The 23,776-nt window shown below is 71.9% G+C and carries 20 protein-coding genes; 15 read left to right on the forward strand and 5 right to left on the reverse strand.

Going from position 1 to position 23,776, the window contains the following annotated elements; translation table 11 throughout:
- Positions 1-15 precede the first annotated feature (15 nt).
- The 3 genes from ACH414_RS24340 to ACH414_RS24350 all read left to right on the forward strand — a co-directional run bounded on the left by ACH414_RS24340 (position 16) and on the right by ACH414_RS24350 (position 3,162).
- Positions 16-516 (forward strand): hypothetical protein, encoded by a 501-nt coding sequence (locus ACH414_RS24340; protein ID WP_382546500.1) that lies wholly within the window; start codon positions 16-18, stop codon positions 514-516.
- Positions 494-1,801, forward strand: a complete 1,308-nt coding sequence (locus ACH414_RS24345) for an ABC transporter substrate-binding protein (protein WP_391770293.1) — start codon at positions 494-496, stop codon at positions 1,799-1,801. The genes ACH414_RS24340 and ACH414_RS24345 overlap by 23 nt, the downstream gene beginning before the upstream one ends.
- A gap of 68 nt (positions 1,802-1,869) precedes the next feature.
- Positions 1,870-3,162: a glycosyltransferase gene (locus tag ACH414_RS24350; RefSeq protein WP_398943313.1), complete on the forward strand. Its 1,293-nt coding sequence runs from the start codon at positions 1,870-1,872 to the stop codon at positions 3,160-3,162.
- Positions 3,163-3,192: 30 nt separating this feature from the next.
- On the opposite strand, the gene ctaD is transcribed toward ACH414_RS24350, so the two are convergent.
- The gene (gene ctaD, locus ACH414_RS24355) at positions 3,193-4,887 is read right to left on the reverse strand and encodes a cytochrome c oxidase subunit I (protein ID WP_382546491.1); all 1,695 of its coding nucleotides are present in this window, start codon (positions 4,885-4,887) and stop codon (positions 3,193-3,195) included.
- Positions 4,888-5,174: 287 nt separating this feature from the next.
- On the opposite strand from ctaD, the gene ACH414_RS24360 reads away from it, so the two are divergent.
- Positions 5,175-5,366, forward strand: coding sequence for an I78 family peptidase inhibitor (locus tag ACH414_RS24360; protein WP_386566574.1), 192 nt, complete (start codon positions 5,175-5,177; stop codon positions 5,364-5,366).
- Between the two features lie 74 nt (positions 5,367-5,440).
- On the opposite strand, the gene ACH414_RS24365 is transcribed toward ACH414_RS24360, so the two are convergent.
- Positions 5,441-6,445, reverse strand: a complete 1,005-nt coding sequence (locus tag ACH414_RS24365) for a phosphatase PAP2 family protein (protein ID WP_398943315.1) — start codon at positions 6,443-6,445, stop codon at positions 5,441-5,443.
- A gap of 414 nt (positions 6,446-6,859) precedes the next feature.
- On the opposite strand from ACH414_RS24365, the gene ACH414_RS24370 reads away from it, so the two are divergent.
- The gene (locus tag ACH414_RS24370) at positions 6,860-8,542 is read left to right on the forward strand and encodes an MFS transporter (RefSeq protein WP_398943317.1); all 1,683 of its coding nucleotides are present in this window, start codon (positions 6,860-6,862) and stop codon (positions 8,540-8,542) included.
- A gap of 42 nt (positions 8,543-8,584) precedes the next feature.
- Here ACH414_RS24370 and ACH414_RS24375 read toward each other — a convergent pair whose 3' ends face one another.
- A complete protein-coding gene (locus ACH414_RS24375) occupies positions 8,585-9,025 on the reverse strand; it encodes a cell division protein SepF (protein ID WP_382546480.1) in 441 nt (146 codons plus the stop codon).
- A gap of 287 nt (positions 9,026-9,312) precedes the next feature.
- Here ACH414_RS24375 and ACH414_RS24380 point away from each other — a divergent pair, with 287 nt between their 5' ends.
- On the forward strand, positions 9,313-10,590 hold the full coding sequence (locus tag ACH414_RS24380) for a DUF5685 family protein (protein WP_398943319.1): 1,278 nt from the start codon (positions 9,313-9,315) through the stop codon (positions 10,588-10,590).
- Between the two features lie 12 nt (positions 10,591-10,602).
- Here ACH414_RS24380 and ACH414_RS24385 read toward each other — a convergent pair whose 3' ends face one another.
- Positions 10,603-11,568: a transporter substrate-binding domain-containing protein gene (locus ACH414_RS24385; protein ID WP_382546474.1), complete on the reverse strand. Its 966-nt coding sequence runs from the start codon at positions 11,566-11,568 to the stop codon at positions 10,603-10,605.
- Positions 11,565-12,044 carry a GNAT family N-acetyltransferase gene (locus ACH414_RS24390; protein ID WP_382546472.1) on the reverse strand — a complete coding sequence of 160 codons (480 nt, stop codon included), beginning with the start codon at positions 12,042-12,044 and terminating at the stop codon, positions 11,565-11,567. The genes ACH414_RS24385 and ACH414_RS24390 overlap by 4 nt, the downstream gene beginning before the upstream one ends.
- Positions 12,045-12,456: 412 nt before the next feature.
- On the opposite strand from ACH414_RS24390, the gene ACH414_RS24395 reads away from it, so the two are divergent.
- From ACH414_RS24395 to adhE, 9 genes are all read left to right on the forward strand, one after another.
- Positions 12,457-13,305, forward strand: a complete 849-nt coding sequence (locus ACH414_RS24395; RefSeq protein WP_398943321.1) for an amino acid ABC transporter permease — start codon at positions 12,457-12,459, stop codon at positions 13,303-13,305.
- The gene (locus tag ACH414_RS24400) at positions 13,302-15,185 is read left to right on the forward strand and encodes an FAD/NAD(P)-binding protein (RefSeq protein ID WP_398943323.1); all 1,884 of its coding nucleotides are present in this window, start codon (positions 13,302-13,304) and stop codon (positions 15,183-15,185) included. Before ACH414_RS24395 ends, ACH414_RS24400 begins: the two co-directional genes overlap by 4 nt.
- Positions 15,186-15,252: 67 nt before the next feature.
- Positions 15,253-16,158: an amino acid ABC transporter permease gene (locus ACH414_RS24405; RefSeq protein WP_386566566.1), complete on the forward strand. Its 906-nt coding sequence runs from the start codon at positions 15,253-15,255 to the stop codon at positions 16,156-16,158.
- Positions 16,155-16,946 (forward strand): amino acid ABC transporter ATP-binding protein, encoded by a 792-nt coding sequence (locus ACH414_RS24410; protein ID WP_398943325.1) that lies wholly within the window; start codon positions 16,155-16,157, stop codon positions 16,944-16,946. Before ACH414_RS24405 ends, ACH414_RS24410 begins: the two co-directional genes overlap by 4 nt.
- A 101-nt stretch (positions 16,947-17,047) precedes the next feature.
- On the forward strand, positions 17,048-18,025 hold the full coding sequence (locus ACH414_RS24415; protein ID WP_382546457.1) for an ABC transporter substrate-binding protein: 978 nt from the start codon (positions 17,048-17,050) through the stop codon (positions 18,023-18,025).
- Between the two features lie 24 nt (positions 18,026-18,049).
- Positions 18,050-18,838 carry a DUF1684 domain-containing protein gene (locus ACH414_RS24420; protein ID WP_382546454.1) on the forward strand — a complete coding sequence of 263 codons (789 nt, stop codon included), beginning with the start codon at positions 18,050-18,052 and terminating at the stop codon, positions 18,836-18,838.
- 181 nt (positions 18,839-19,019) lie between these two features.
- The gene (locus ACH414_RS24425) at positions 19,020-19,886 is read left to right on the forward strand and encodes a S1 family peptidase (protein ID WP_382546452.1); all 867 of its coding nucleotides are present in this window, start codon (positions 19,020-19,022) and stop codon (positions 19,884-19,886) included.
- Positions 19,887-20,059: 173 nt separating this feature from the next.
- Positions 20,060-20,959, forward strand: coding sequence for a S1 family peptidase (locus ACH414_RS24430; protein ID WP_382546449.1), 900 nt, complete (start codon positions 20,060-20,062; stop codon positions 20,957-20,959).
- 179 nt (positions 20,960-21,138) lie between these two features.
- Complete coding sequence (adhE, locus tag ACH414_RS24435) at positions 21,139-23,733, forward strand: bifunctional acetaldehyde-CoA/alcohol dehydrogenase (protein WP_386566562.1); 2,595 nt, start codon at positions 21,139-21,141, stop codon at positions 23,731-23,733.
- Positions 23,734-23,776: the final 43 nt, after the last annotated feature.

Genomic DNA, 23,776 nt, shown 5'->3' on the forward strand with positions numbered 1-23,776 from the left:
CCGGTGGTGAGCCAGATGGTTCTCGGACGACGTGCCGCCGCGATCGCGGCCGCCGCGGTACTGGTGCTGGCCCCGGCCCTCGCGGGCTGCTCGGACGACGGGGGGTCGACCTCCGGGCAGGTCGGCCCGTCGAGCACGGCACCCGCGAAGACGGACCAGCCGCAGGATCCCGTCCGCGCCAAGGCGGAGATCACCGAGAACTGGACGGCCTTCTTCGACCCGAAGACCCCGACCACGGAGCGGATCAGGCTCCTGGAGAACGGGGAGAAGATGGCGCCCGTCCTCCGGGCCTTCGCCGCCGACAAGACCGCCGCCCACGCCTCCGCCGCGGTCAAGGCCGTCGCGTTCACCTCGCCCACCGGCGCCGAGGTCACCTACGACCTCCTCGTCGGCGGCAACCCGGCCCTGCCCGACGCCAAGGGCACCTCCGTCCTGCAGAACGACGTGTGGAAGGTCTCCGTGCAGACGCTCTGCGGTCTGGTCCAGCTCAGCGGTGCGCAGGTCTCCGGCTGCTGAGGCGGCCCCGGCGCCGCTGGTCGCCGTCGCCGTGTTCGCCCTCCTCGCCCTCCTGCTCCTCGCGGGCTGCGGCAGCCGGCTCCCGGAGCGCGCCTTCGAGACGCGGCCCACCGTCACTTTCCCCTCCGGCGGTGAGCCGCTCCGCGTCGGCATCATCACCAGCGCCACCAGCCCCGTCGGCGGCGCCGCCTTCACCGGCCCGCGCGACGGGGCCCGCGCCTACTTCGACGCCCTCAACGCCCGCGGCGGCATCGACGGGCGCAAGGTCGAGGTCGTCACCTGCGACGACGGCGGCAGCGGCGTCGGCAACAACGCGTGCGTCCACAGGCTGATCGACGAGCGGAAGGTCTTCGCGCTGGTCGCCACCACCGCCCTGGACTACGCGGGCGCCCCGCTGGTCTCCCGGGCCGGCGTCCCCGACATCGGCGGGCAGCCGCTGACCCCGGCCTACGACACCTACCCGCACCTGTACGGGATCTACGGCAGCTCAGCCCCGCGCACCGGCCGCGCCCCAGGCTGGAACGGCGTCCTGTACGGGGGCACCGAGGTCTACCGCTGGTTCCGGGAGCACCTGGGCGCCCGCACCGCCGCCGTCGTCTCCTACAACCAGGCCGCCTCCGCCTCGTACGCCCGGCTGGTCTCCGCGGGGCTGCGGGCCGAGGGCTACCGGGTCGTCGACGAGCAGGTCGACTTCGCCCTCCCCAACTTCCGTGCGGTGGCCGCCGATCTGCGGGCCCAGCGGGCCGATGTCGTCTTCGACGCCATGGACACCCACGGCAACGCCCGGCTGTGCGCGGCGATGGAGGCGCTCGGCGTCCGGGTCGCGGCCAAGGTGACCAACGTGCAGAACTGGTCCTCGGCCGTTCCGCGCGACTACGCGGACGCGCCGGGCTGCCGGGCCGCGCTCTATGTGACCGGCTCCAGCCGCAACTACGACGACGCCGCCCGGCCCGCCGTGCGCGAGTTCCGGGCGGCGATGGGGGACCGGCCGCTCTCCCAGTGGCAGCTGGAGGGCTGGGCGGCGGCCCGGTGGTTCACGGACGCGGTGAGGTCCTGCGGTGCGCGGCCGACCCGCGGCTGCGTCGAGGAGTTCGTCGGCCGGCCGGAGCCGTACACCGCGGGCGGGCTGCTGCTGCCCGTACGCTTCGAGCGTCTCGCGCAGCCGCCGAAGACCCGCTTCACCTGTCTGTCGGTGGCCCGTTGGCAGGACGGCCGCGGCTGGGTCTCCCAAGGGGACATGGACCGCGCGTGCGCCACCGTTCCCCAGCTGCCCTACCGTCCGTGAGCGAGCCCGGCGCCGGGGCAGTACAGTCGCCCCGACCAAGCACCTGACCGGGGGGAACCGGTAGCGCCATGCGCATCTCTTTCCTGCTGCACAACGGGTACCACATCGGTGGCACCATCCGGACGACGTTCACCCTCGCCGCCGAGCTGGCGGCACGTCACGAGGTGGAGATCGTCTCCGTGTTCCGCCACCGCGACGAGCCGATCCTCGGGATCCCCGCGGGAGTGACCCTGCGTCACCTCGTCGACCTGCGGAAGAACAGCCCGGGTTTCGACGGGGAGCACCCCGACTTCCACCGCCCCGCCCGGGTCTTCCCCCGCGGCGACGGACGCTGGAAGCAGTACAGCGCGCTCACCGACGCCCGGATCGGCGCCCATCTGGCCTCGGTCGAGGCGGACGTGGTGGTCGCCACCCGGCCCGGCCTCAACGTGCAGCTGGCCCGGCAGGCCCCGCGCGGACCGGTCCTCGTCGGGCAGGAGCACCTGATCCTCGAAGGGCACAGCTACCGGCTGCGGCGCGACATCGCCCACGAGTACGCGCTGCTGGACGCCGTCACCACCGTCACCGAGGCCGACGCCCGCGCCTACCGGGCGCTCGCCCTGCCGGGCGTCCGGATCGACGCGGTGCCCAACAGCGTGCCGGCGCCGGGCGTGCCGCCCGCCGACCCCGCCGCCAAGGTCGTCGTCGCGGCGGGCCGGCTCACCCCGGTCAAGCGGTACGACCTGCTGATCGACGCCTTCGCGGACGTGGCCGCCGCCCGGCCCGACTGGAAGCTGCGGATCTACGGCACCGGCGACGCCTCCGACAACCTGAAGAAGGCGCTGGCCCGGCAGATCGAGCAGCGCTCCCTCCGCGAGCACGTCTTCCTCATGGGCACCGCCCACCCGATGGAGCCGGAGTGGGCCAAGGGCTCGCTCGCCGCCGTCACCTCCCGGCGCGAGTCCTTCGGCATGACCATCGTCGAGGCGATGCGCTGCGGCCTCCCGGTCGTCTCCACCGACTGCCCGCACGGCCCCGGCGAGATCATCGAGGACGGTGTCGACGGCCGGCTCGTCCCGGTCGACGACACGGCCGCGGTGAGCGCCGCCCTGCTCGCCCTCATCAACGACGACGAGGGCCGCGCCCGGGCGGCCAAGGCGGCCCTGGTGGCCTCCGAGCGCTTCGACCCGTCCCGGATCGCCGCCCGCCACGAGGAGATCTGGAACGAGCTCGCCGCCGGCGCCGCCGGTCGGTCCCGGCCGCGGAGCCACGGCCGCGGCCGCGCGCTGGTGCACCGGGCCGTCGGCACGGCCCTCGACGCCGGCTACACGGCGAAGGCCAAGGCGGGCGTGCTGGTCCGCCGTCTGCGCCGTCTCGTCTGACCCCGCGCCCGCCCCGCCGACCGCCCCCGGCTACTCCCGGCCGGCCGGGCGCCGCTCCTCCTCGGGGCCGGTGAGCCGCATCCGCTCGTAGTCCGCGAACTCCGGGTGGTGCAGGTCGAAGGCGGGGGACTCGGAGCGGATCCGGGGGACGGCGAGGAAGTTGTGCCGGGGCGGCGGACAGGAGGTGGCCCACTCCAGCGAGCGGCCGTAGCCCCACGGGTCGTCGACGTCGACCTTCTCCGCGTACCGCCAGGTGTGCCACACGTTGTAGAGGAACGGCAGCGTGGAGGCGCCGAGCAGGAAGGCGCCGATCGTCGAGACCGTGTTGAGGGCGGTGAAGCCGTCGGCGGCGAGGTAGTCGGCGTACCGCCGTGGCATGCCCTCGGCACCGAGCCAGTGCTGGACGAGGAAGGTCGTGTGGAAGCCGACGAAGAGCGTCCAGAAGTGCGCCTTCCCGAGCCGCTCGTCGAGCATCCGGCCGGTGAACTTGGGCCACCAGAAGTAGAAGCCGGCGAAGGTCGCGAAGACGACGGTGCCGAAGACCGTGTAGTGGAAGTGGGCGACCACGAAGTACGAGTCGGTCACGTGGAAGTCCATCGGCGGCGAGGCGAGGATCACCCCGGTGAGCCCGCCGAACAGGAACGACACCAGGAAGCCGGTCGCCCACAGCATCGGGGTCTCGAAGGAGAGCGAGCCGCCCAGCATCGTGCCGGTCCAGTTGAAGAACTTCACCCCGGTGGGCACCGCGATCAGGAAGGAGAGCATCGAGAAGAAGGGCAGCAGCACCGCACCGGTCGCGAACATGTGGTGCGCCCACACGACCACCGAAAGACCGGTGATGGTCATGGTGGCGGCGATCAGGGTCACGTAGCCGAAGAGCGGCTTGCGGGAGAAGACCGGGATGATCTCGCTGACGATGCCGAAGAACGGCAGGGCGATGATGTAGACCTCGGGGTGCCCGAAGAACCAGAACAGGTGCTGCCACAGGAGCGCGCCGCCGTTCTGCGGCTGGAAGGCCACCGAGCCGAGCCGCCGGTCGGACTCCAGGACGAGCAGGGCCGCGGCGAGGACGGGGAAGGCCATGAGCACCAGGACCGTGGTGAAGAGGATGTTCCAGGTGAAGATCGGCATCCGGAACATCGTCATGCCGGGCGCCCGCATGCCGATGATGGTGGCCAGGAAGTTCACCGAGGTGAGGATCGTGCCGAAGCCGGAGAGCGCGAGGCCCATGATCCACAGGTCGACGCCGACGCCCGGCGCGCGCAGCAGGCTGTTCAGCGGGGCGTAGGCGGTCCAGCCGAAGGCGGCGGGGCCGCCGGGGGTGAGCGCGGAGCCGAGCACCATCAGGCCGCCGAAGAGGAACAGCCAGTACGAGAGCATGTTGAGCCGCGGGAAGGCGACGTCGGGGGCACCGATCTGCAGCGGCACCAGCTCGTTGGCGAAGCCCGCGAAGGTCGGGGTCGCGAACAGCAGCAGCATGATCGTGCCGTGCAGGGTGAAGGCCTGGTTGAACTCCAGGTTGGTCACCAGCTGGAGTCCGGGGCGGGCCAGCTCGGCCCGCATGACCATGGCGAGGGCCCCGGCGATCAGGAAGAAGACGAACGAGGTCACCAGATAGAGGTGGCCGATCTTCTTGTGGTCGGTCGTGGTGATCCAGTCGATCAGGACCCGTCCATGCCGTTGCCGTGCGGATTCGACGGTCGCGGCCGCGGTCTCGGTACCCATCCCTGGATGATGCGCCGGGCCGTACGGGAAGCGGGGGAGGCCGACCGACGGGTCGTCCGGTCGGCGGACGGTGTGCGTGCGGTGCGCGGAAAACGTGAAAGCCGGTCATGGTGGTGGATGCCCGGGAATTCCCGGCGGAACGGAGCCCCCACTCGAATTCCGGGGAGGGGCCGAGAATTATCGGAGAAGCGGCCGGAAACCGTCCGTTCGAACGGACCCGGCCCGGTCAAACGCATGTCGAGAACCTGTGACACAAGCGTGACCGACAAGGGACTAACGTGAGCTGTATGACACCCGAACACGCACCCGAAACGTATGTGGGGCTCGACGCGGATGACGCCGAACGCATCGCCAGGAAGCGGGGCTGGCGCGTCGTCAGGTCCCTGCCGCCCGGCTCGATCGTGACGATGGAGTACCTGGCCGGGCGCATCAACTTCGAGGTCGAGGACGGCGTCGTCACCCGCGCCTGGCTCGGCTGAGGGAGGCCGCGCGGATACGGCGAAGGGGCCCGGCCGGGATCGGCTCGGGCCCCTTGTCGTGCCGTCCGGCGGGCTCAGCCGCCGGTGGCCGGCCGCGAGTGCGGCGGGCGGCGGCTGCCGGCCGGGCTGACCGGGCTGCGCTCCGAGCGCACCGTGTGGTGGGTACGGGGCGGGGCGAGCGGCGGGGTGGGAAGGCCGCCCGCGCGGCCCGCGACGGCCCGCCCGGTGCCGGCGCCGATCTTCTCCCGGACCGGCTCCTCGGCCCCGGCCGGACGCTGCGGGAACAGCCCGGGCACCGGGCCCCCGGTCGCGACGGGCAGCGAGGGGACCAGCCGGCGGCGGGCCCGCAGCTGCTCGCGCAGCCGGTCCCGCAGCCCCAGGATCCACGCCTCGGCCACCGCGATCACGGGCTCGCACCAGGGCAGCGCGAGCAGGATGACCAGGCCCGCGGCCCAGCCGAGCAGGACGTCGCTGAGCCAGTGGGTGCCGAGGTAGACGGTGGTGAGGCCGACACCGAGGGCGACCACGGCCGAGAGGGCCGACAGATAGCGCCTGGCCCTCGGCGTGGTCGCCAGATAGGCCAGGATGCCCCAGGTCACGACCGCGTTGGCGGTGTGGCCCGACGGAAATATATCGCCGCCGGCGAAGAGCTCGGCGGAGCCGACCTGCGTCGCGTAGTGGGGGCCGAGCCGGCCCAGTCCGAGCTTGACCGCGCCGACGGTCGCGTTGAGGAGGAGCAGCGCGGCGCCGAGGCAGAGCAGCGGTCGCAGGGTGTGCTGACGCCAGGAGCGCCAGCCCAGCCAGGCCGCCACCATGACGGCCGTGGGGCCGCGCTGGCCGAGGACGACGTAGTAGTCGAGGAAGGCGTGCAGCTCCGGCCACTGCTGATAGGGCCGGAAGAGCATGATCTTCCAGTCGAGGGTCACCAGCCAGGTCGACAGCAGTACGGCGACGACGATGGCCAGATAGAACGCCGACGTCCCGCCGAAGAGGGCGAGACGCGTGCGGGTCATCCGCGGGACCTCTATCTTCGGCGGTTCCGGCTCCCGGTCCAGCCGGGCAAAGATGTCGGTACGCACCCAATCGACGTTACAGGGAGTGAGTAGCGACCTTGGTCGTTCCGGTCCCTTCGTGATGACGATGTGATGTGGAGTTGCTCTCAGCCGGGCGTTTGTTCCCGTCGCCCGTCGGAAAATCGGATGACCTTCTGCCCTATTGCCGGGAGGGCGTTTCCGGAAGTCTGTTTGAGGCGCCGGGGAAAGCCCCGGCAATTGGACGAGGCCTCTTCCGCGCCGAATTCCACGCGACGCGCGGAGCGGACCGAGTGGCGTACGCCACACTCCGCGGCCCGCCGGGGTGAGAGCTGCACCACGCGCTCGGGCCTTGAACTCGCGTACGCTGACGGCTCACTCGCCCGTCGATGCCGGGCCGCCCCGGGGCCGCTCCCCGGCAGGTGCCCGCCGAGCGCGAGGGCTTCACTGGGAGGTACGTACATGACGCGGACGAACACGGCCGGAGCGCGACTCCGAACCGCTGCCGGCGGTGCCAACCGCTGGGTCGTCCTCGTCGTCCTCTGCGTGAGTCTGCTCCTCGTCGCGCTCGACGCGACCGTGCTGCACGTCGCCGTCCCCTCCGTCACCGAGGACCTGCGCCCGAGCTCCACCGCGCTGCTGTGGATCGTCGACGCCTATCCACTGGTCTGCGCCTCGCTGCTGATCCTCTTCGGCACGCTCGGCGACCGGGTCGGCCGCAGACGGGTGCTGCTCCTCGGGTACGCGCTGTTCGGCACCGCCTCCGCGGTCGCCGCGCTCGCCACCGTCCCCGAGGTGCTGATCGGCGCCCGCGCTCTGCTCGGGGTCGGCGGCGCGATGATCATGCCCGCCACGCTCTCGATCCTCCGCGCGGTCTTCCCCGACCGGCGCGAGCGGGCGACCGCCATCGGCATCTGGACGGCGGTGGCCGCCGTGGGCGCCGCCACCGGCCCGGTGCTCGGCGGCTTCCTGGTCGAGAACTACTGGTGGGGCTCGGTCTTCCTGATCAACATCCCGCTGATGGCCCTGATCCTGCCGCTGGGCCGCTGGCTGCTGCCGGAGTCCAAGGGCAACGCCGACGGCCCCTGGGACGTGCTCGGGGCGCTCATGGCCGCCGCCGGTGTGCTCGGCGCCGTCCTCGGCGTCAAGCGGCTCGGCGCCGGCGACCCCCCGCTGGCCGCGGGCACCGCGGGTCCGCTGCTGTTCGGGGCCGCCCTGCTCGTCCTCTTCGTACGGCGGCAGAAGCGCCGCGCCCACCCGCTGATCGACATGCGGCTGTTCTCCCGGGCGGCCTTCACCACCTCCGTCGGCTGCATCGTGCTCGGCATGCTGGCACTGGTCGGCCTGGAGCTGATCGCCGTCCAGTACCTCCAGCTGATCCTGGGGCTCAGTCCCCTGGAGACCGGCCTCCGGCTGCTGCCGCTGACCTTCGCCGCCATGGCCGCGGGCGCCACCGGCTCGTACACCCTGCGCAGGCTCGGACCGCGCCGGATGGTCGGCTGGGGCTTCGTGCTGACCGCCGCCGCGGTGCTGCTGCTGGTCCTCATGGGCCAGCACGACCGGCCGCTGCTGCTCACCGCCGGTTTCGTGCTGCTGGGCTTCGGCCTGCAGACCACGCTCTTCTCGGCGTACGAGTCGATGCTCAGCGAGGCGCCGGCGGAGAGCGCCGGCGGGGCGGCGGCGATCGGCGAGACCTCGTACCAGCTCGGCGCGGGCATGGGCATCGCCCTGCTCGGCAGCGTGATGAACGCGGCGTACGCGCCCGGTCTGAGCGGGCTGCCCGGGGTCCCCGAGGCGGCTGCGAAGGCGGCGGCGAACTCGCTCGGCGAGGCCTATCAGGTCGCCGACGGGCTCGGCGGCCGGGCCGGCCGGGCCCTGCACCAGGCGGCCCGGCACGCGTTCGTGAACGGCCTGCACGTGACCCTGTTCGTCAGCGCGGGACTGCTGCTGCTCGGGGCGCTGATGGCGCTGCGGCTGCCGCGGGTGATGGAGTGCGCCGTGGACCCGGAGCCGGTCGGCGCGCAGCCGGTCGGCGCGGGGCCCGTCGGGGGCGGCGAGTCGGCAGGGCGGGCGGACGGTGCCGCGAAGGTGCCCGCCACCCGTGAGCCGGCCGAGACGGCCGGTTCGGCCCGGCCCCGGTCCTGAGTCAGGACCGGGCCGGAGGGTGAGCCGAGCCCCGGTGAGGGGTCAGCTCTGGTTGAAGAAACCGTCCTGCGAACGTCCGGCGGACTCTCCGCTGACGATCTGCGTGTCGGCCGGGGTCAGCAGGAAGACCCGGGTCGCCACCCGCTCGATCGAGCCGCGCAGGCCGAAGGCGAGACCGGCGGCGAAGTCGACCACGCGCTTGGCGTCGTTCGGCTCCATCGCGGTCAGGTTCACGATCACCGGGACACCGTCCCGGAACAGCTCGCCGATGCCCCGGGCGTCCCGGAACCCGTCGGGGGAGACGGTGGCGATCCGACGGCCCTGTTCCTGCGCCGTGTCGGACGCCACCCGCACCCGCGGGTCCGTCACCCAGGCGTCGCTGCCGTTCTGCTCGGTACCGTCGGCGTACTCGTCGTCGTAGTAACGCTCGTCGTTGTCCTCGACGAGTCCCAGCCAGGCACTGGCCTTGCGCACCGATCCCATGGACGCCTCCTTTCAGCGCGGTCACTTGTGGTTCCGCATTCCCTATCGTCGTCCATCATGCGGATCGCGCGCCAAGTGGATAGTCGGCGCGCAGGGGATTCGTGACGGTACTGGTGCAGAACGTGAGGGTCGAAAACTGGCGATTCGTCAGGGATCTTGCGGTATGCGGGGGCTGAGAGGGGGTCGCACGGCGGCGCGCAACTTAAAATATGAATGTCGGGCCGGAAGGGTGACGACAAGGGCGTACGGGTGAACCGGCGCGCCCGGCAGCCACGGGGGAGAATGTCTTGTTCGGAATCGTCAGGCCGTGCGCCCATCGTCTCACCGAGGGGCTCAAGACGGAGTGGATGGCCCATCTCTGCGGCCTCTGTCTGGCACTTCGCGCCGACCACGGGCAGTTCGCCCGGGTGGTCACCAACTACGACGGCCTGATCGTCTCGGTTTTGACGGAGGCTCAGACCGGCCGCACCGAGGCGGGCCGCCGCACCGCGGGCCCCTGTCCGCTGCGGGCGATGCGCACCGCACCCGTCGCCCGGGGCGAGGGCGCCCGGCTCGCCGCCGCCGTCTCCCTCGTGCTGGCCTCCGCCAAGGTCCGCGACCACGTCGCCGACCGGGACGGCCTGTTGGCCCGCCGCCCGGTCGCCGCCGCGGCCCGCCGGGTCGCCCGCTCCTGGGACCGGGCCGGTGCCCGGGCCGGCCGGGCGGTCGGCTTCGACACCGCCGTCCTGGTCGACGCCGTCGACCGGCAGCCCGGCATCGAGGCGCTCGCCGGCCCCGGCACCCCGTTGCTCGCCGTCACCGAGCCGACCGAGACGGCGACCGCCGCCGCCTTCGCGCACACGGCCGTCCTCGCCGGGCGCCCGGGCAACGCCGCGCCGCTCGCCGAGGCCGGGCGCCTCTTCGGACGCCTGGCCCACCTCCTGGACGCCGTCGAGGACCAGGCCGCCGACGCCGCCGCCGGATCCTGGAACCCGCTCACCGCGACCGGGACCTCCCGCGAGGAGGCCCGCAGGCTCGCCGACGACGCGCTCCACGGCATCCGGCTCGCGCTGAAGGACGCCGATTTCGCCGACGGGCACCTCGCCCATGTCCTCCTCGCCCACGAGCTGCGCACCTCCGTCGACCGCGCCTTCGGCACGACGAGCTGCGCGCACGGGGCCCCCGGCCCCGGCCAGTCCCACGGACCCGTCCCGGGCAACCCGTACGCGCAGCCCGGTCCGTACGGACAGCCCGGCCCGTACGGACAGCCCGGCCCCTACGCGCAGCCCGGCCCGTACGGACCGGGCGACCCGCTCGCCAAGCCGGGCGGTCCCGGAGGTCCCGGCGGAATGCCGCCCTTCCACGGCGGCGGCGGGGGCGGCGGGCCGCACAAGCCCGAGCCGCGCGGCTTCCTCGCCGGGTGTGCCGCCTTCACCTGGCTGTTCTGCACCTGCCAGATCTGCTGCGCCGAGAAGTACGAGGGCCCCTGGTCCCGCAAGAAGCGCGAGGGCTGCTGCCACAACTGCGACTGCGGCAACTGCGACTGCGGCGGCTGTGACTGCTGCTGCCCCTGCGACGGCTGCTGACGGCCCGTCGGCTCACTTCGTCGGCGCGGGGATCTCCGGCGGCGAGATCCGCGACTCGGCGATGCCCGAGGCGGTGACGCCCCACTTCTTCAGGATGCGGTCGTAGGTCCCGTCCGCCTTCAGGCCGTTCACCGCGGCCTGGAAGGCGGGGGTGAGCGTCGAGCCCTTCTTGAAGGCGAAGCCGACGTCGAGGCGGCGGTACTCGTTGAGGAACTTCGTGCCCGGCTGCTGGGCCACCGCGTACCGGATGCCGTTGATGGTGCTCATGACCACGTCGCTGCGCCCCTGCTGGAGCGCCAGCCAGCCGGCCGAGGTCTCGGAGAAGACGTTCACCTCGTACGGCTTCTTGCCGGCCTTCGCGCACCGGTCCTTGTTCTTCTCCAGGGTCCGCTCGAAGGTGGTGCCCGCCCCGGTGGCCACCTTCAGTCCGCAGAGCTGGGTGAGGTCGGTGACGGCCGTCAGCTTGCTGTCCGCGCGGGCGGCGAAGCCCTGCCCGTCGTTGATGTAGGTGACGAAGTCGATGGTCTTGCGCCGCTCCTCCGTCACGCCGAAGTTGCCCGTGCCGACGTCGTACTTGCCGCTGCCGAGGGCCGGAAGGATCACCTCGAAACCGGCCACCTCGCTCTTCAGCTCCAGGCCCAGCGCCTTCGCCACGGCCCGCGAGAAGTCGGCGTCCAGGCCGACGACCGTCTTGCCGTCGGGCAGATAGGCCGAGCTGGGCGGCGTGCCCACGGAGGAGGCGAGGGTCAGGCTGCCGCGCTGCCGGACATCGGCGGGGAGCAGCTTCGCCGCGGCCTCGTTCTTCCGTACTCCCGCGACCACGTCCTCGGTCGGCAGGGCGCCCTGCGCGCCCCCCTTGCCCGTCGCGCCGGCGGGGGTCGCCACGGGCTCGCCCGAGCCGCAGGCGGTGAGCCCGAGCGCGGCGGCGGTGATCAGCGCGAAGACGACGGTGTTGCGCTTGGTACGCGTGGTGCTCATGGTTTCGGGGTCTCCAAGTACTTCTCGAACGGCAGCGGACCGATCGACTCGGGATCGGCGGTGACGTCGAAGAGCGGGCGGTATCCGGTCGCCAGATAGAGGCCCCTGGCCTCGGGCTGGCGCGGACCGGTGGTCAGGTAGATCCGGGTGTAGCCGCGGTCGGCGGCCTCGCGTTCCAGGACGGTCAGGACCCGGCGGGCGAGACCGCGCCTGCGGTGCGCCGAGTGGGTCCAGATCCGCTTCAGTTCGGCGGTGTGCTCGTCGTAACGGCGGTAGGCGCCGCCCGCCACGGGCCGGCCCTGCTCCAGGAGCAGCAGGAACGCCCCCTGCGGCGGGGTGAACTCCTCCGCCGGATAGCGGCTCAGGTCGTCCGAGGAGCCGTACCGGGTCGTGTACTCGTACGCCAGCTCGTCGAGGAGCGGGCGCGCCAACGGGTCGGTGGTCGTGGTCCGGTGCACGGACAACGCGAAGGTCATGGATTTCCTACGGAAAAAGTAGGGAAAAGGCGAAGGGCGGGGCAGGACGAGGGGAGTCGAGCTCAGGCACTCACGGGCGTACGGAAGTGAAGGCGCCGCGGAAAGACGACACGCGGACAGCGGAAAGCAGGGGGACGGCTCAACAGGAAGAGGACCACACGCGACCGAAGTCGATGTGGGAGCGCGTGACCAGCCACTGCTGCGAGGACATGGCCCAAGTGGAACAGGCATCCGTTTCCCCGTCAACCATGATGAGACGAACGGCTCACACTCCGGACGGACTTGACAGCACTCCGTGCCCGCCCACTACGTTGAAGGAGCGGACCGTGCTGAGGGGCTCGGGCCGCGGCTCACCGCGCGTGAAGGCGCACTCCCGTGTTCGATCCGTCTCTGGAATCCACGGAGCCTTCGCATGTCCGCGATCCTCACCGAAACCCCCGTCACGGCCCCGCCCGACGAGCCGGTGCTCCGCATCGTCCCCGCCCGCCGCACCGGTCAGTGGACCGCCGCCGCGGCCGTCCTCGTCCTCGTCGCGCTCGGCCTCTTCTCCGTCGCCACCAACCGCGCCTTCCAATGGGACGTGGTCGGCGCCTACTTCACCTCCACGTCCGTGCTGCGCGGACTGGGCCTCACCCTGTGGCTGACCGCCCTCGTGATGCTCCTGGGCTTCGCCCTCGGCACCCTGCTCGCCGTCATGCGGCTCTCCGCCAACCCCGTGCTCCGCGCGGTGAGCTGGGGTTACGTCTGGTTCTTCCGGTCCACGCCGATCCTGGTCCAGCTGCTCTTCTGGTTCAACATCGGGATGCTCTACCCCACCATCCTCGGCATCCACACGGTCAACCTGCTCGGCCCCGTCTCCGTCGCCGTCATCGGCCTGACCCTCCACGAGGCCGCCTACGCCGCCGAGGTCGTCCGCGGCGGGATCCTCTCCGTCGACCGCGGCGAGATCGAGGCCGCCCAGTCGCTCGGCCTCGGCCGCGGCCGCCGGCTCGTCCGGATCGTGCTCCCGCAGGCCATGCGCTCCATCGTCCCGCCCGCCGGGAACATGCTGATCGGCACCCTCAAGGGCACCTCGATCGTCTCCGTGATCGCCGTCCAGGACCTGCTCTACTCCGTCCAGCTCGTCTACCACGCCACCTACCAGGTCGTCCCGCTCCTCCTGGTCGCCACCCTCTGGTACGTCCTCGTCACCTCCGTCCTCAGCGTCGGACAGCACTACGTCGAGCGGTACTACGCCCGCGGAACGGCCGGTGCGCGATGAGCCGCCCCGACCCCGACCGCCGCTCCCTCGTCGTCGTCGGCGCCGGCCCCCGCGGCACCGGCTTCCTGGAACGGCTCGCCGCCAACCTGCCCGAGCTGTACGGGGACCGGCCCCTCGACCTGCACCTCGTCGACCCGCATCCGCCCGGCGGCGGCCGGATCTGGCGCACCGCCCAGTCCCCGCTGCTCTGGATGAACTCCCGGGCCGAGGACGTCACCATGTTCACCGACGAGACCGTGACCATCGACGGACCCGTGACGCCCGGGCCCACCCTCGCCGAATGGGCCGGGATCGACGGCCGCACCTTCCCCAGCCGCCCCCAGCAGGGCGCCTATCTGCGCTGGGTCTACGAACGGGCCCGCGCCGCCCTGCCGCCCACGGTCACCGTCCACGAGCACCCCACCACCGCGCTGCGCGTCACCGGCCCGCGCGACGGGCGGCAGCGGGTCTGGCTGGACGGCCACGCCGTGCCGCTCACCGCCGACCTCGTCGTCCTCGCCCTCGGCCACCTCGACGCCCACCCCGACCGGCGCCAGCGGGAGCTCGCCGACTTCGCGGCCCGGCACGGACTCGTCCACCTGCCGCCCGACTTCACCGCCGACACCGACCTGTCCGCCCTGCCCGCCGGCGAACCCGTCCTGGTGCGCGGCTTCGGCCTCGCCTTCGTCGACCTCATGGTCCTCCTCACCGAAGGCCGCGGCGGACGCTACGAACAGCAGGGCGACCGGCTCGTCTACCGCCCGTCCGGGCGCGAACCGGTGCTCCACGTCGGCTCGCGCCGGGGCGTCCCGTACCACTCCAAGATCGGCTACGAGCTGGACGGCGAACGCCCGCCGCTGCCGCGCTTCTTCGGCCCCGCGGAGGTCGACGCGCTGCTCGCCGCCCCCGGCCCGCTGGACTTCCGCCGGGACGTGTGGCCGCTCGTCGACAAGGAGCTCGGCTGGGCCCACTACCACCGCCTGTTCGCCGCCCACCCCGAGCGGACCGCCGTCGCCTGGACCGACTTCGAGGAGAAGTACGCGGCCGCCGCCCCCCGCTCCGCCGCACTCGACGCGCTGGTCGCCGCCGCCGTGCCCGACCCGGCCGACCGGCTCGACCTCGACGCCCTCGACCACCCGCTGGCCGGGGTGCGCTTCGAGTCCGCCGACGCCCTCCAGGACGGGCTGCGCCGGTACATAGCGGACGACCTCGACCGGCACCACGACCCGGCCCACAGCCCGGACCTCGCCGTCTTCGGCGCGCTCCTGTCCGTCTACGGACAGCTGCTGCGCCTCGGCGACATCGGCGACCCGGACAACTGGTGGCACGGCTTCTTCAGCTACCTCGCCTCGGGGCCGCCCGGCCCCCGGCTGCGGCAGCTGCTCGCCCTCTCCGACGCCGGGATCGTCCGCTTCCTCGGCGCCGGCGTCACCGTCGAGACCGACGAGGAGCGTGGCGTCTTCCGGGCCTCCTCCGCGAGCCTGCCGGGGGAGTGGACCGAGGCCCGCGCCCTGGTCGAGGCGCGGCTCCCCGACCCCACCCTGGAGCACACCGGCAGCCCGCTGCTGCGCGGACTGTACGAGGACGGCGCCCGGGCCACCGAGGCCGGGCTGCTCGCCGTCGACCCCGACGACGGCCGGGTCCTGGCGCGCGACGGCCGGCCGCACCCACGGCACTTCGCGCTCGGCCCGCACACCACCGCCCGGGCCGGCGGCGCCTTCACCCGGCCGCGCACCGGCGGCTTCGCCTTCCGCCAGAACGACCGGACCGCACGGACCGCGCTCGCGCTCCTGCGCGACCTGTCGTGTACGGCGCCTGAGCCGGCGGACGCGTCCGCGTCCGCGTCCGCGTCCGGGTCCGAGTTCCAGGCCGAGCCCGAGCCCGCGCCGCTGAGCGCATAGCTCCGCACCGCTCCGTCCCTGCCCGCCCCGCCCCGTCCCGTTCCCCTCCCCGTACCGAGGTACCGCCATGTCTCTCACCAGTGATCCACCGGTCGGCGCGCCCCCGCTCCCGGTGGCCGACGCCGAACCGGCCGGCCCCGCCGACCCCGCCGTGCTCAAGGTGGTGCCCGTACGGCACCCCTGGCGCTGGGTCGCGGTCGCCGCCACCGCCGTCGTCCTCGCCCAGTTCCTCAACGGACTGATCACCAACCCCGGCTGGGAGTGGGACGTCTTCGCCCGCTTCTTCACCGCCGACGCCATCCTCAAGGCGGTCTGGGTCACCCTCCAGCTGACCTTCTACGGCACCGCCCTCGGCTTCGCCCTCGGCATCGTGCTCGCCTTCATGCGCCTGTCCGCGAGCCCCTTCCTCAAGGCCGTCGCCTTCGGCTACATCTGGGCCTTCCGCTCGATCCCGCTCATCGTCCAGCTGCTCTTCTGGTTCAACCTGGCCTACCTCTACAAGGAGCTCAGCCTCGGCATCCCGTTCGGGCCGAGCTTCTTCTCCTTCGACACCATGGGCCTGGTCGGGGCGATGAGCGCCGCCGTCCTCGGCCTGGCGCTGCACCAGGCGGCGTACGCGGCGGAGATCGTCCGCGGCGGTGTGCTCGCCGTGGACGGAGGCCAGTTGGAGGCGGCGGCCTCGCTGGGCATCCCGCGGCTGCGGCAGCTGCGCCGGATCGTGCTGCCGCAGGCCATGCGCTCGATCCTGCCCAACGCCGCCAACGAGATCATCTCGCTCTTCAAGGGCACCTCGATCGTCTCGGTCATGGCGATCGGCGAGCTCTTCTACCAGGTCCAGGTCGTCTACGGGCGCAACGGGCGGGTCGTCCCGCTCCTGATGGTCGCCACCGCCTGGTACATCCTGCTCACCACGGCGCTCTCCATCGTCCAGCACTACGTCGAACGTCACTACGCGAAGGGGAGCACCCGATGAGCACCGCCGTCACCGAGGACGCCGCCGCCGAGACCAAGGTCCGGATCCGCGCCGTGCGCAAGAGCTTCGGCGCCCTGGAGGTCCTGCGCGGCATCGACCTCGACGTGCGCCCCGGCGAGGTCACCGTCATCCTGGGCCCCTCCGGCTCAGGGAAGTCCACCCTGCTGCGGACCATCAACCACCTGGAGAAGGTCGACAGCGGCTCCATCAGCGTCGACGGCGCCCTGGTCGGCTACCGCCGCTCCGGCGACAAGCTCTACGAGCTGCGCGAGCGCGAGATCCTCAAGCAGCGCACCCGGATCGGCTTCGTCTTCCAGAACTTCCACCTCTTCCCGCACCTCACCGTCCTGGAGAACATCGTCGAGGCGCCGGTCTCCGCCCTCAAGCGCCCCCGCAAGGACGCCGAGGCGGCCGCCGTGGCCCTGCTCGAACGGGTGGGCCTCGCCGACAAGGCCCGGGCCTACCCCAAGCAGCTCTCCGGCGGACAGCAGCAGCGGGTCGCCATCGCCCGGGCGCTCGCCCTCGAACCCAGCCTGCTGCTCTTCGACGAGCCGACCTCCGCGCTCGACCCGGAGCTGGTCGGCGAGGTCCTCGACGTCATCAAGGACCTGGCCGCCTCCGGCACCACCATGATCGTCGTCACCCATGAGATCGGCTTCGCCCGCGAGGTCGCCGACACGGTCGTCTTCATGGACGAGGGGCGGATCGTCGAGCAGGGCACGCCGGCCGAGGTGCTGGAGGACCCGCAGCACGAACGCACCCGCGCCTTCCTCTCCAAGGTCCTCTGACCCCTGCCGCCTCCGTCCACCTCCACCCTTCTCCCTTCTTCTCCGTCCTTCTCCACCCTTCTTCATCCCTCTTCATCCCTCTTCACTCCAGGAGTCCCGTCATGTCCGTATGCCGCCGTCCGCTCGCCGTCGCCCTGGCCTCGCTGACCGCCCTCGCCACGCTCACCGCCTGCGGTGCCAGTGACGCCGCCACCGACCAGGTCGCGCCCAAGGGGCAGAAGGGCACGGGCATCAACCTCGGCCCGGACCAGAAGCGCATCCACACCGCCAAGGTCGACGCGATCGCCGCCAAGCTCCCCGAGGCCGTGCGCAAGCGCGGCACGCTCACCCTCGGCGTCTCCACCGGCAGCGCCCCGCCGCTCGGCTTCTACGCCACCGACGACAGAACCCTCATCGGCGTCGAGCTCGACATCGCCACCCTCGTCGCCGACACCCTGGGCGTGAAGCCCGACTTCAACGCCGTCTCCTGGGAGAACCTCTTCGTCGGCCTCGACAGCGGCAAGTTCGACGGCGTCTTCTCCAACGTCACCGTGACGGAGGAGCGCAAGGACAAGTACGACTTCGCCACCTACCGCCTCGACGACCTGGCCTTCGAGGCGAAGAAGGGCTCCGGCTGGAAGGTGAAGGGCCCGGCCGACGTGGCGGGCAAGAGCATCGCGGTCGGCTCCGGCACCAACCAGGAGAAGATCCTGGTCGACTGGAGCAAGGAGAACGAGAAGGCGGGCCGCAAGCCGGTCGACATCAAGTACTTCCAGAACACCTCCGACTACTACCTGGCCCTCCAGTCCGGTCGCATCGACGCCTATCTCGGCCCCAACCCGAGCGCCGCCTACCACGTCGCCGCCGCCGGGCAGACCGAGATCGTCGGCAAGTTCTCCGGCGCCGGCGCCGGGCTCCAGGGCAAGATCGCCGCCACCACGAAGAAGGGCAGCGGCCTGGTCGAGGCGTACGCCGCCGCGCTCGACCACGTCATCCAGAACGGCACCTACGCGCAGGTCCTGCAGCGCTGGGGGCTGAGCAGCGAGGCCGTTCCCGCCTCCGAGATCAACCCGCCCGGCCTGCCCCGGACCAAGAACTGACCCGGTATGGAAAGGTGATCCACCATGAGCACGGACGCATCGCAGGACTGGCAGCACTGGCACGAGCAGCGCGACGCGGCGGTCGCCTCGTCGTACGGACCGCTCTCGCTGACCGGTACCTACTGGCTCTCGGACTTCCCGGAGGGGCGAATTCCGGCCGTTCCCGGTGAGTGGCGCGTGGAGGACGACGAGGTGGTCCTCACCGCGGGCGCCGAGGACGCGGTCACGGTCGACGGCAAGCCGCTGATCGGCAGCGTCCGGCTCGGCGCCGACGCCGGCCCGATCCACGAGTCCCGGGCCGAGTCGGCCGGCCGGCGGCTGGTCGTGCTGAGCCGCGAAGGGGAATGGGCGGTAAGGGACTTCGACCCCGAGTCGGAGGCACGGCGCGCCTTCCGGGGCATCGAGGCCACTCCGTACGACGAGGCCTGGGTGCGGCCGGGCGTGTTCCGGCCGTACACCGAGGACCGCCACGTCCGGGTGGAGAACGCGGACGGCAAGGAGCGCGGTCTCGGCCTCGCCGGCGAGCTGGTCTTCGACCTGCACGGCGCCGAGCACAGCCTCCAGGTCGCGGTGGAGGACGACGGCACGCTGTGGGCGGTCTTCGCCGACGCCACCAGCGGGCGGGACAGCTATCGGTTCCGCTTCCTGCGGCCGCCGGCCCCGGCCGAGGACGGCACCGTGACGGTGGACTTCAACCGGGCGCTGCTGCCGCCGTGCGCGTTCGCCCCGCACTTCATCTGCCCGTTCCCGCCGCCGGGGAACACGCTCGAGGTGCCGGTCGCGGCGGGGGAGCGGCGGCTGGTCGAGGGCTGAGACGGTCCCACGGGCGGCACCCGGAGCCTGAAGCTCCGGGTGCCGCCCGTTCGCGCAGGCGGTCTTGTGCGTTCGGCCGGGGACGGCCACCATCACTGGCGAAGACTGACAGGGACACGTCACCCTGTCGGTCTCCGGACCCGCCACCCCCGGGTCCCGCCCTCTCCCCCGAAGGAGACCTGTGAGGAGATCTACGCGCATCACCTCCCGCCGGCTGCTCACCCTCTCGGCGGCCCTCGCCGCCGTCACCGCCCTCGCACTGCCCGGAGCCCAGGCCGCCCCCGCCCCCGGCCCCGCCGGTGCCGCGGCGCTCGCCCGCGCCGACGCCGCCGTCCTCAAGGCCGATGTCGGCGGCACCGCCTGGTACGTCGACCAGGCCTCCGGGCGCCTGGTCGTCACCGCCGACTCCACCGTCTCCGAGGCCGGCCTCGCGAAGCTCCGCAGCGCCGCGGGCGCCGACGCCGGCGCCCTGCGGATCCAGCGCACCCCCGGGGTCCTCAAGCCCCTGCTGGGCGCCGGCGACGCCATCTACGGCGGCGGCTACCGCTGTTCGCTCGGCTTCAACGTGGTCAGCGGCTCCACGTACTACTTCCTCACCGCCGGGCACTGCGGCAACGTCGCCGGTACCTGGTACACCAACTCGGCGCAGTCCACCCTGATCGGCGCCACCGTGGGCTCCAGCTTCCCGGGCAACGACTACGCCCTGGTCCGCTACGACAACGCCGCGCTCGGCCACCCCGGCGGCTTCACCGCGGCCGACGCCTACGTAGGGGAGTCCGTCAAGCGCACCGGCTCCACCACCGGCACCAAGAGCGGCACGGTCACCGGCCTCAACGCCACCGTCCACTACTCCGGCGGCGGCACGGTGAAGGGCCTGATCCAGACCAACGTCTGCGCCGAGCCCGGCGACTCCGGCGGTGCGATGTACGACGGCACCAAGGCGCTCGGCCTCACCTCCGGCGGCAGCGGCAACTGCTCGACCGGCGGGACCACCTTCTTCCAGCCGGTGCCCGAGGCGCTCGCCAAGTACAACGTGCGCCTGTACTGACGAACCGCAACTCCGCTGCTCCGCAAGTCAGTTGAAGGCTGCACGGCCGAAAGACGCCCTTGCGGCGTCCGGCCGCGGAGCCCGAGACTCCCCCACAGCGCCGGCCCAGGGCCGCGCCTCACGGGTCCGACACCCCACTGCGGGCCCCCGATTCCCCTCTGGAGGAACGAGAAGTGAGGATCAAGCGCACCACCCCCACGAGAAACGTCCGGATGCTCGCCGTCGCGACCGGTCTCGCCGCCGCCGCGGCGTTCGCCGTCCCCACCGCGAACGCCGACTCCGCCGCCTCGACGGGCACCTTCAGCGCCACCCAGCTCACCGCCGCGGGCGACGCCGTCCTCGCGGCCGACGTCGCCGGCACCGCCTGGCGCGTCGACCCGGCCACGAAGACGGTGGTCGTCACCGCCGACTCCACGGTCTCGCAGGCCGACATAGCGAAGATCAAGCGCCAGGCCGGCGCCAACGCGGGCGCGCTGCGCATCGAGCGGACGGCCGGGAAGTTCAACAAGCTGATCTCCGGCGGCGACGCCATCTACGCGAGCAGCTGGCGCTGCTCGCTCGGCTTCAACGTCAAGGACAGCGCGGGCAACTACTACTTCCTCACCGCCGGTCACTGCACCGACGGCGCGGGCACCTGGTGGTCGAACTCCTCGCACACCACCACGCTCGGCACCACCGCCGGGTCGAGCTTCCCGACCAACGACTACGGCATCGTGCGCTACACGAACACCTCGGTGACCAAGTCCGGCACGGTCGGCAGCGTCGACATCACCAGCGCCGCCAACGCCACGGTCGGCATGTCCGTCACCCGCCGCGGCTCCACCACGGGCATCCACAGCGGCACGGTCACGGGCCTCAACGCGACCGTGAACTACGGCGGCGGCGACATCGTCTACGGCATGATCCAGACCAACGTCTGCGCCGAGCCCGGCGACTCCGGCGGCCCGCTCTACTCCGGCAGCAAGGCCATCGGCCTCACCTCCGGCGGCAGCGGCAACTGCACCTCCGGCGGCACCACGTTCTTCCAGCCGGTGACCGAGGCGCTGAGCGCCTACGGGGTCAGCGTCTACTAGCCCCCTCGGGTGCCCCCGGCGGACGCGCCGGGGGCATCCCGTTCCAAGATCTTGTGAATCCATTCACAAAAGGACTTCCGGCCCTGCCCCGAAGGTCTTTCTCCGGATCTTTTCGCAGGTCAACGGGTGTCGAATGGGAGGTGAAGCAAAAGCGCGGGACCCAGTGAGGAGGGCCTGTCATGGAGGCCAAGGAGAGGGTGGACGGACTCGTCGGGAGGGCGCTCGCCGCCCTCGACCGGTTCGAGAAGCTCGACCAGGAGCAGGTCGACCACATCGTGAAGAAGGCCTCGCTCGCCGCCCTGAGCGCCCACGGGGAGCTGGCCCGGCTGGCCGTCGAGGAGACCGGCCGCGGACTCTTCGAGGACAAGGCCGTCAAGAACCTGTTCGCCTGCGAGCACGTCACGCACTCGATGGCCGGGCTGAAGACCGCCGGCGTCATCGGCCGCGACGAGCTCAACGGCATCACCGAGATCGCCGAGCCCGTCGGCGTCGTCTGCGCGATGACCCCCGTCACCAACCCCACCTCGACCACCGTCTTCAAGGCGCTGATCGCGCTGAAGACCCGCAACCCCATCGTCTTCGCCTTCCACCCCTCCGCGCAGCAGTGCTCGGCCGAGGCCGCCCGGATCGTCCGCGACGCCGCCGTCGCCGCCGGCGCGCCCGCCGACTGCGTGCAGTGGGTCGAGGAGCCGTCGATGGAGGCCACCGGCCTCCTCATGAACCACGAGGGCGTCTCCACCATCCTCGCCACCGGCGGCAACGCGATGGTCAGGGCCGCCTACTCGTGCGGCAAGCCCGCCCTCGGCGTCGGCGCCGGCAACGTCCCCGCCTATGTCGCCAAGGACGCCAAGCTCCAGCGCGCGATCCACGACATCGTGCTCTCCAAGGCCTTCGACAACGGCATGATCTGCGCCTCCGAGCAGGCCGTCGTCCTCGACGAGGAGGTGTACGAGGAGGGCATCGCCGAGTTCGAGCGGCTCGGCGCCTACGTCGTCACCGCCGCCGAGAAGACCAAGCTGGAGGAGTACGTCTTCGGCACCACCGCCTACGCCACCAACTGCGGCGGCGCCAAGCTCAACGCGGCGGTCGTCGGCAAGTCCCCGCGGTGGATCGCCGAGCAGGCCGGCTTCGAGGTCCCGGAGAACACCTCCCTCCTCCTCGCCGAGTGCGCCGAGGTCGGCGAGAGCGAGCCCCTCACCCGCGAGAAGCTCTCCCCGGTGCTGGCCGCCCTCAAGGCCGACTCCACCGAGCACGGCCTCGAACTCTCGGCCGCCATGGTCGAGTTCCACGGCCTCGGGCACAGCGCCGCCATCCACACCGAGGACGAGGCGCTCGCCGAGGAGTTCGGCCGACGGGTCAAGGCCGTCCGGGTCATCGTCAACGCCCCCTCCACCTTCGGCGGCATCGGCGACGTCTACAACGCCTTCCTCCCCTCGCTCACCCTCGGCTGCGGCTCGTACGGACACAACTCCGTGTCGAACAACGTCACCGCGGTCAACCTGATCAACGTCAAGCGGATCGGACGGCGCAACACCAACATGCAGTGGTACAAGATCCCGCCGAAGATCTACTTCGAGCGCAACGCCATCCGCTACCTCGGCGAGATGGAGGGGCTGAAGCGGGTCACGATCGTCACCGACAAGACCATGGGTGCCATCGGCTTCGTCCGGAAGGTCACCGACATCCTCAACGGGCGCCCCGAGCCGGTGGCCATCCAGGTCATCGACGACGTCGAGCCCAACCCGGAGCTCGCCACCGTCCGGGCCGGCGCCGCGGCCATGCGCGACTTCGGGCCCGACACCATCGTGGCCCTCGGCGGCGGCTCGCCGATGGACGCGGCCAAGATCATGTGGCTGATGTACGAGCGGCCCGAGGTCGAGTTCGCGGACACCAAGGAGAAGTTCTTCGACATCCGCAAGCGCGCCTACCGCTTCCCGAAGCTGGGCGAGAAGGCGAAGCTGGTCGCGATCCCGACCACCTCGGGCACGGGCAGCGAGGTCACCCCGTTCGCGGTCATCTCCGACCCCGAGGCGGCGCAGAAGTACCCGCTCGCCGACTACGCGCTCACCCCGGACGTGGCCATCGTCGACCCGGTCCTCCCGCTGCACCTCCCGCCGACGGTGACCGCCGACTCCGGCTTCGACGCCCTGACCCACGCCACCGAGGCGTACGTCTCGGCCTACGCCAACGACTTCACCGACGGGCAGTGCCTGCAGGCGATCAAGCTGATCTTCGAGAACCTGGAGACCTGCGTCACGCAGGGCGCCAAGGCGCCCGAGGCCCGGGAGAAGATGCACAACGCGTCCACCATCGCCGGCATGGCCTTCGCCAACGCCTTCCTGGGTCTGGTGCACGCCATGGCCCACACCCTCGGCAACACCTTCCACGTGGCCCACGGGCGCACCAACGCCCTGCTCCTGCCGCACGTCATCCGGCACAACGGCACCGTCACCCACAAGGCCGTACCCTGGCCGAAGGCCGAGGTCTACCGGGCCCCGGAGCGGTTCCAGGAGATCGCCCGGACGCTCGGCCTGCCGGCCGCGACCCCGGAGGAGGGCGTGGAGTCCTACGCCCGCGCGGTGGAGGAACTGCGCGACAAGTGCGGCATCCCGGCCTCCTTCCAGGAGGAGGGCGTCGACGAGGCGGCCTTCCTGGCGGCCCTGCCGCAGCAGGCGATGAACGCCTACGCCGACCAGTGCGCGCCCGCCAACCCGCGGATGCCGATGATCGACGAGATGAAGGAGCTGATGACCCGGGCGTACTACGGGAAGTAGTGCGCGGTCCCGCCGACGCCGAGGGCCCCCGGTCGCGACGACC

The organism is Streptomyces sp. NPDC020422 (genome assembly GCF_044386705.1).
Taxonomy (GTDB): Bacteria; Actinomycetota; Actinomycetes; order Streptomycetales; family Streptomycetaceae; genus Streptomyces.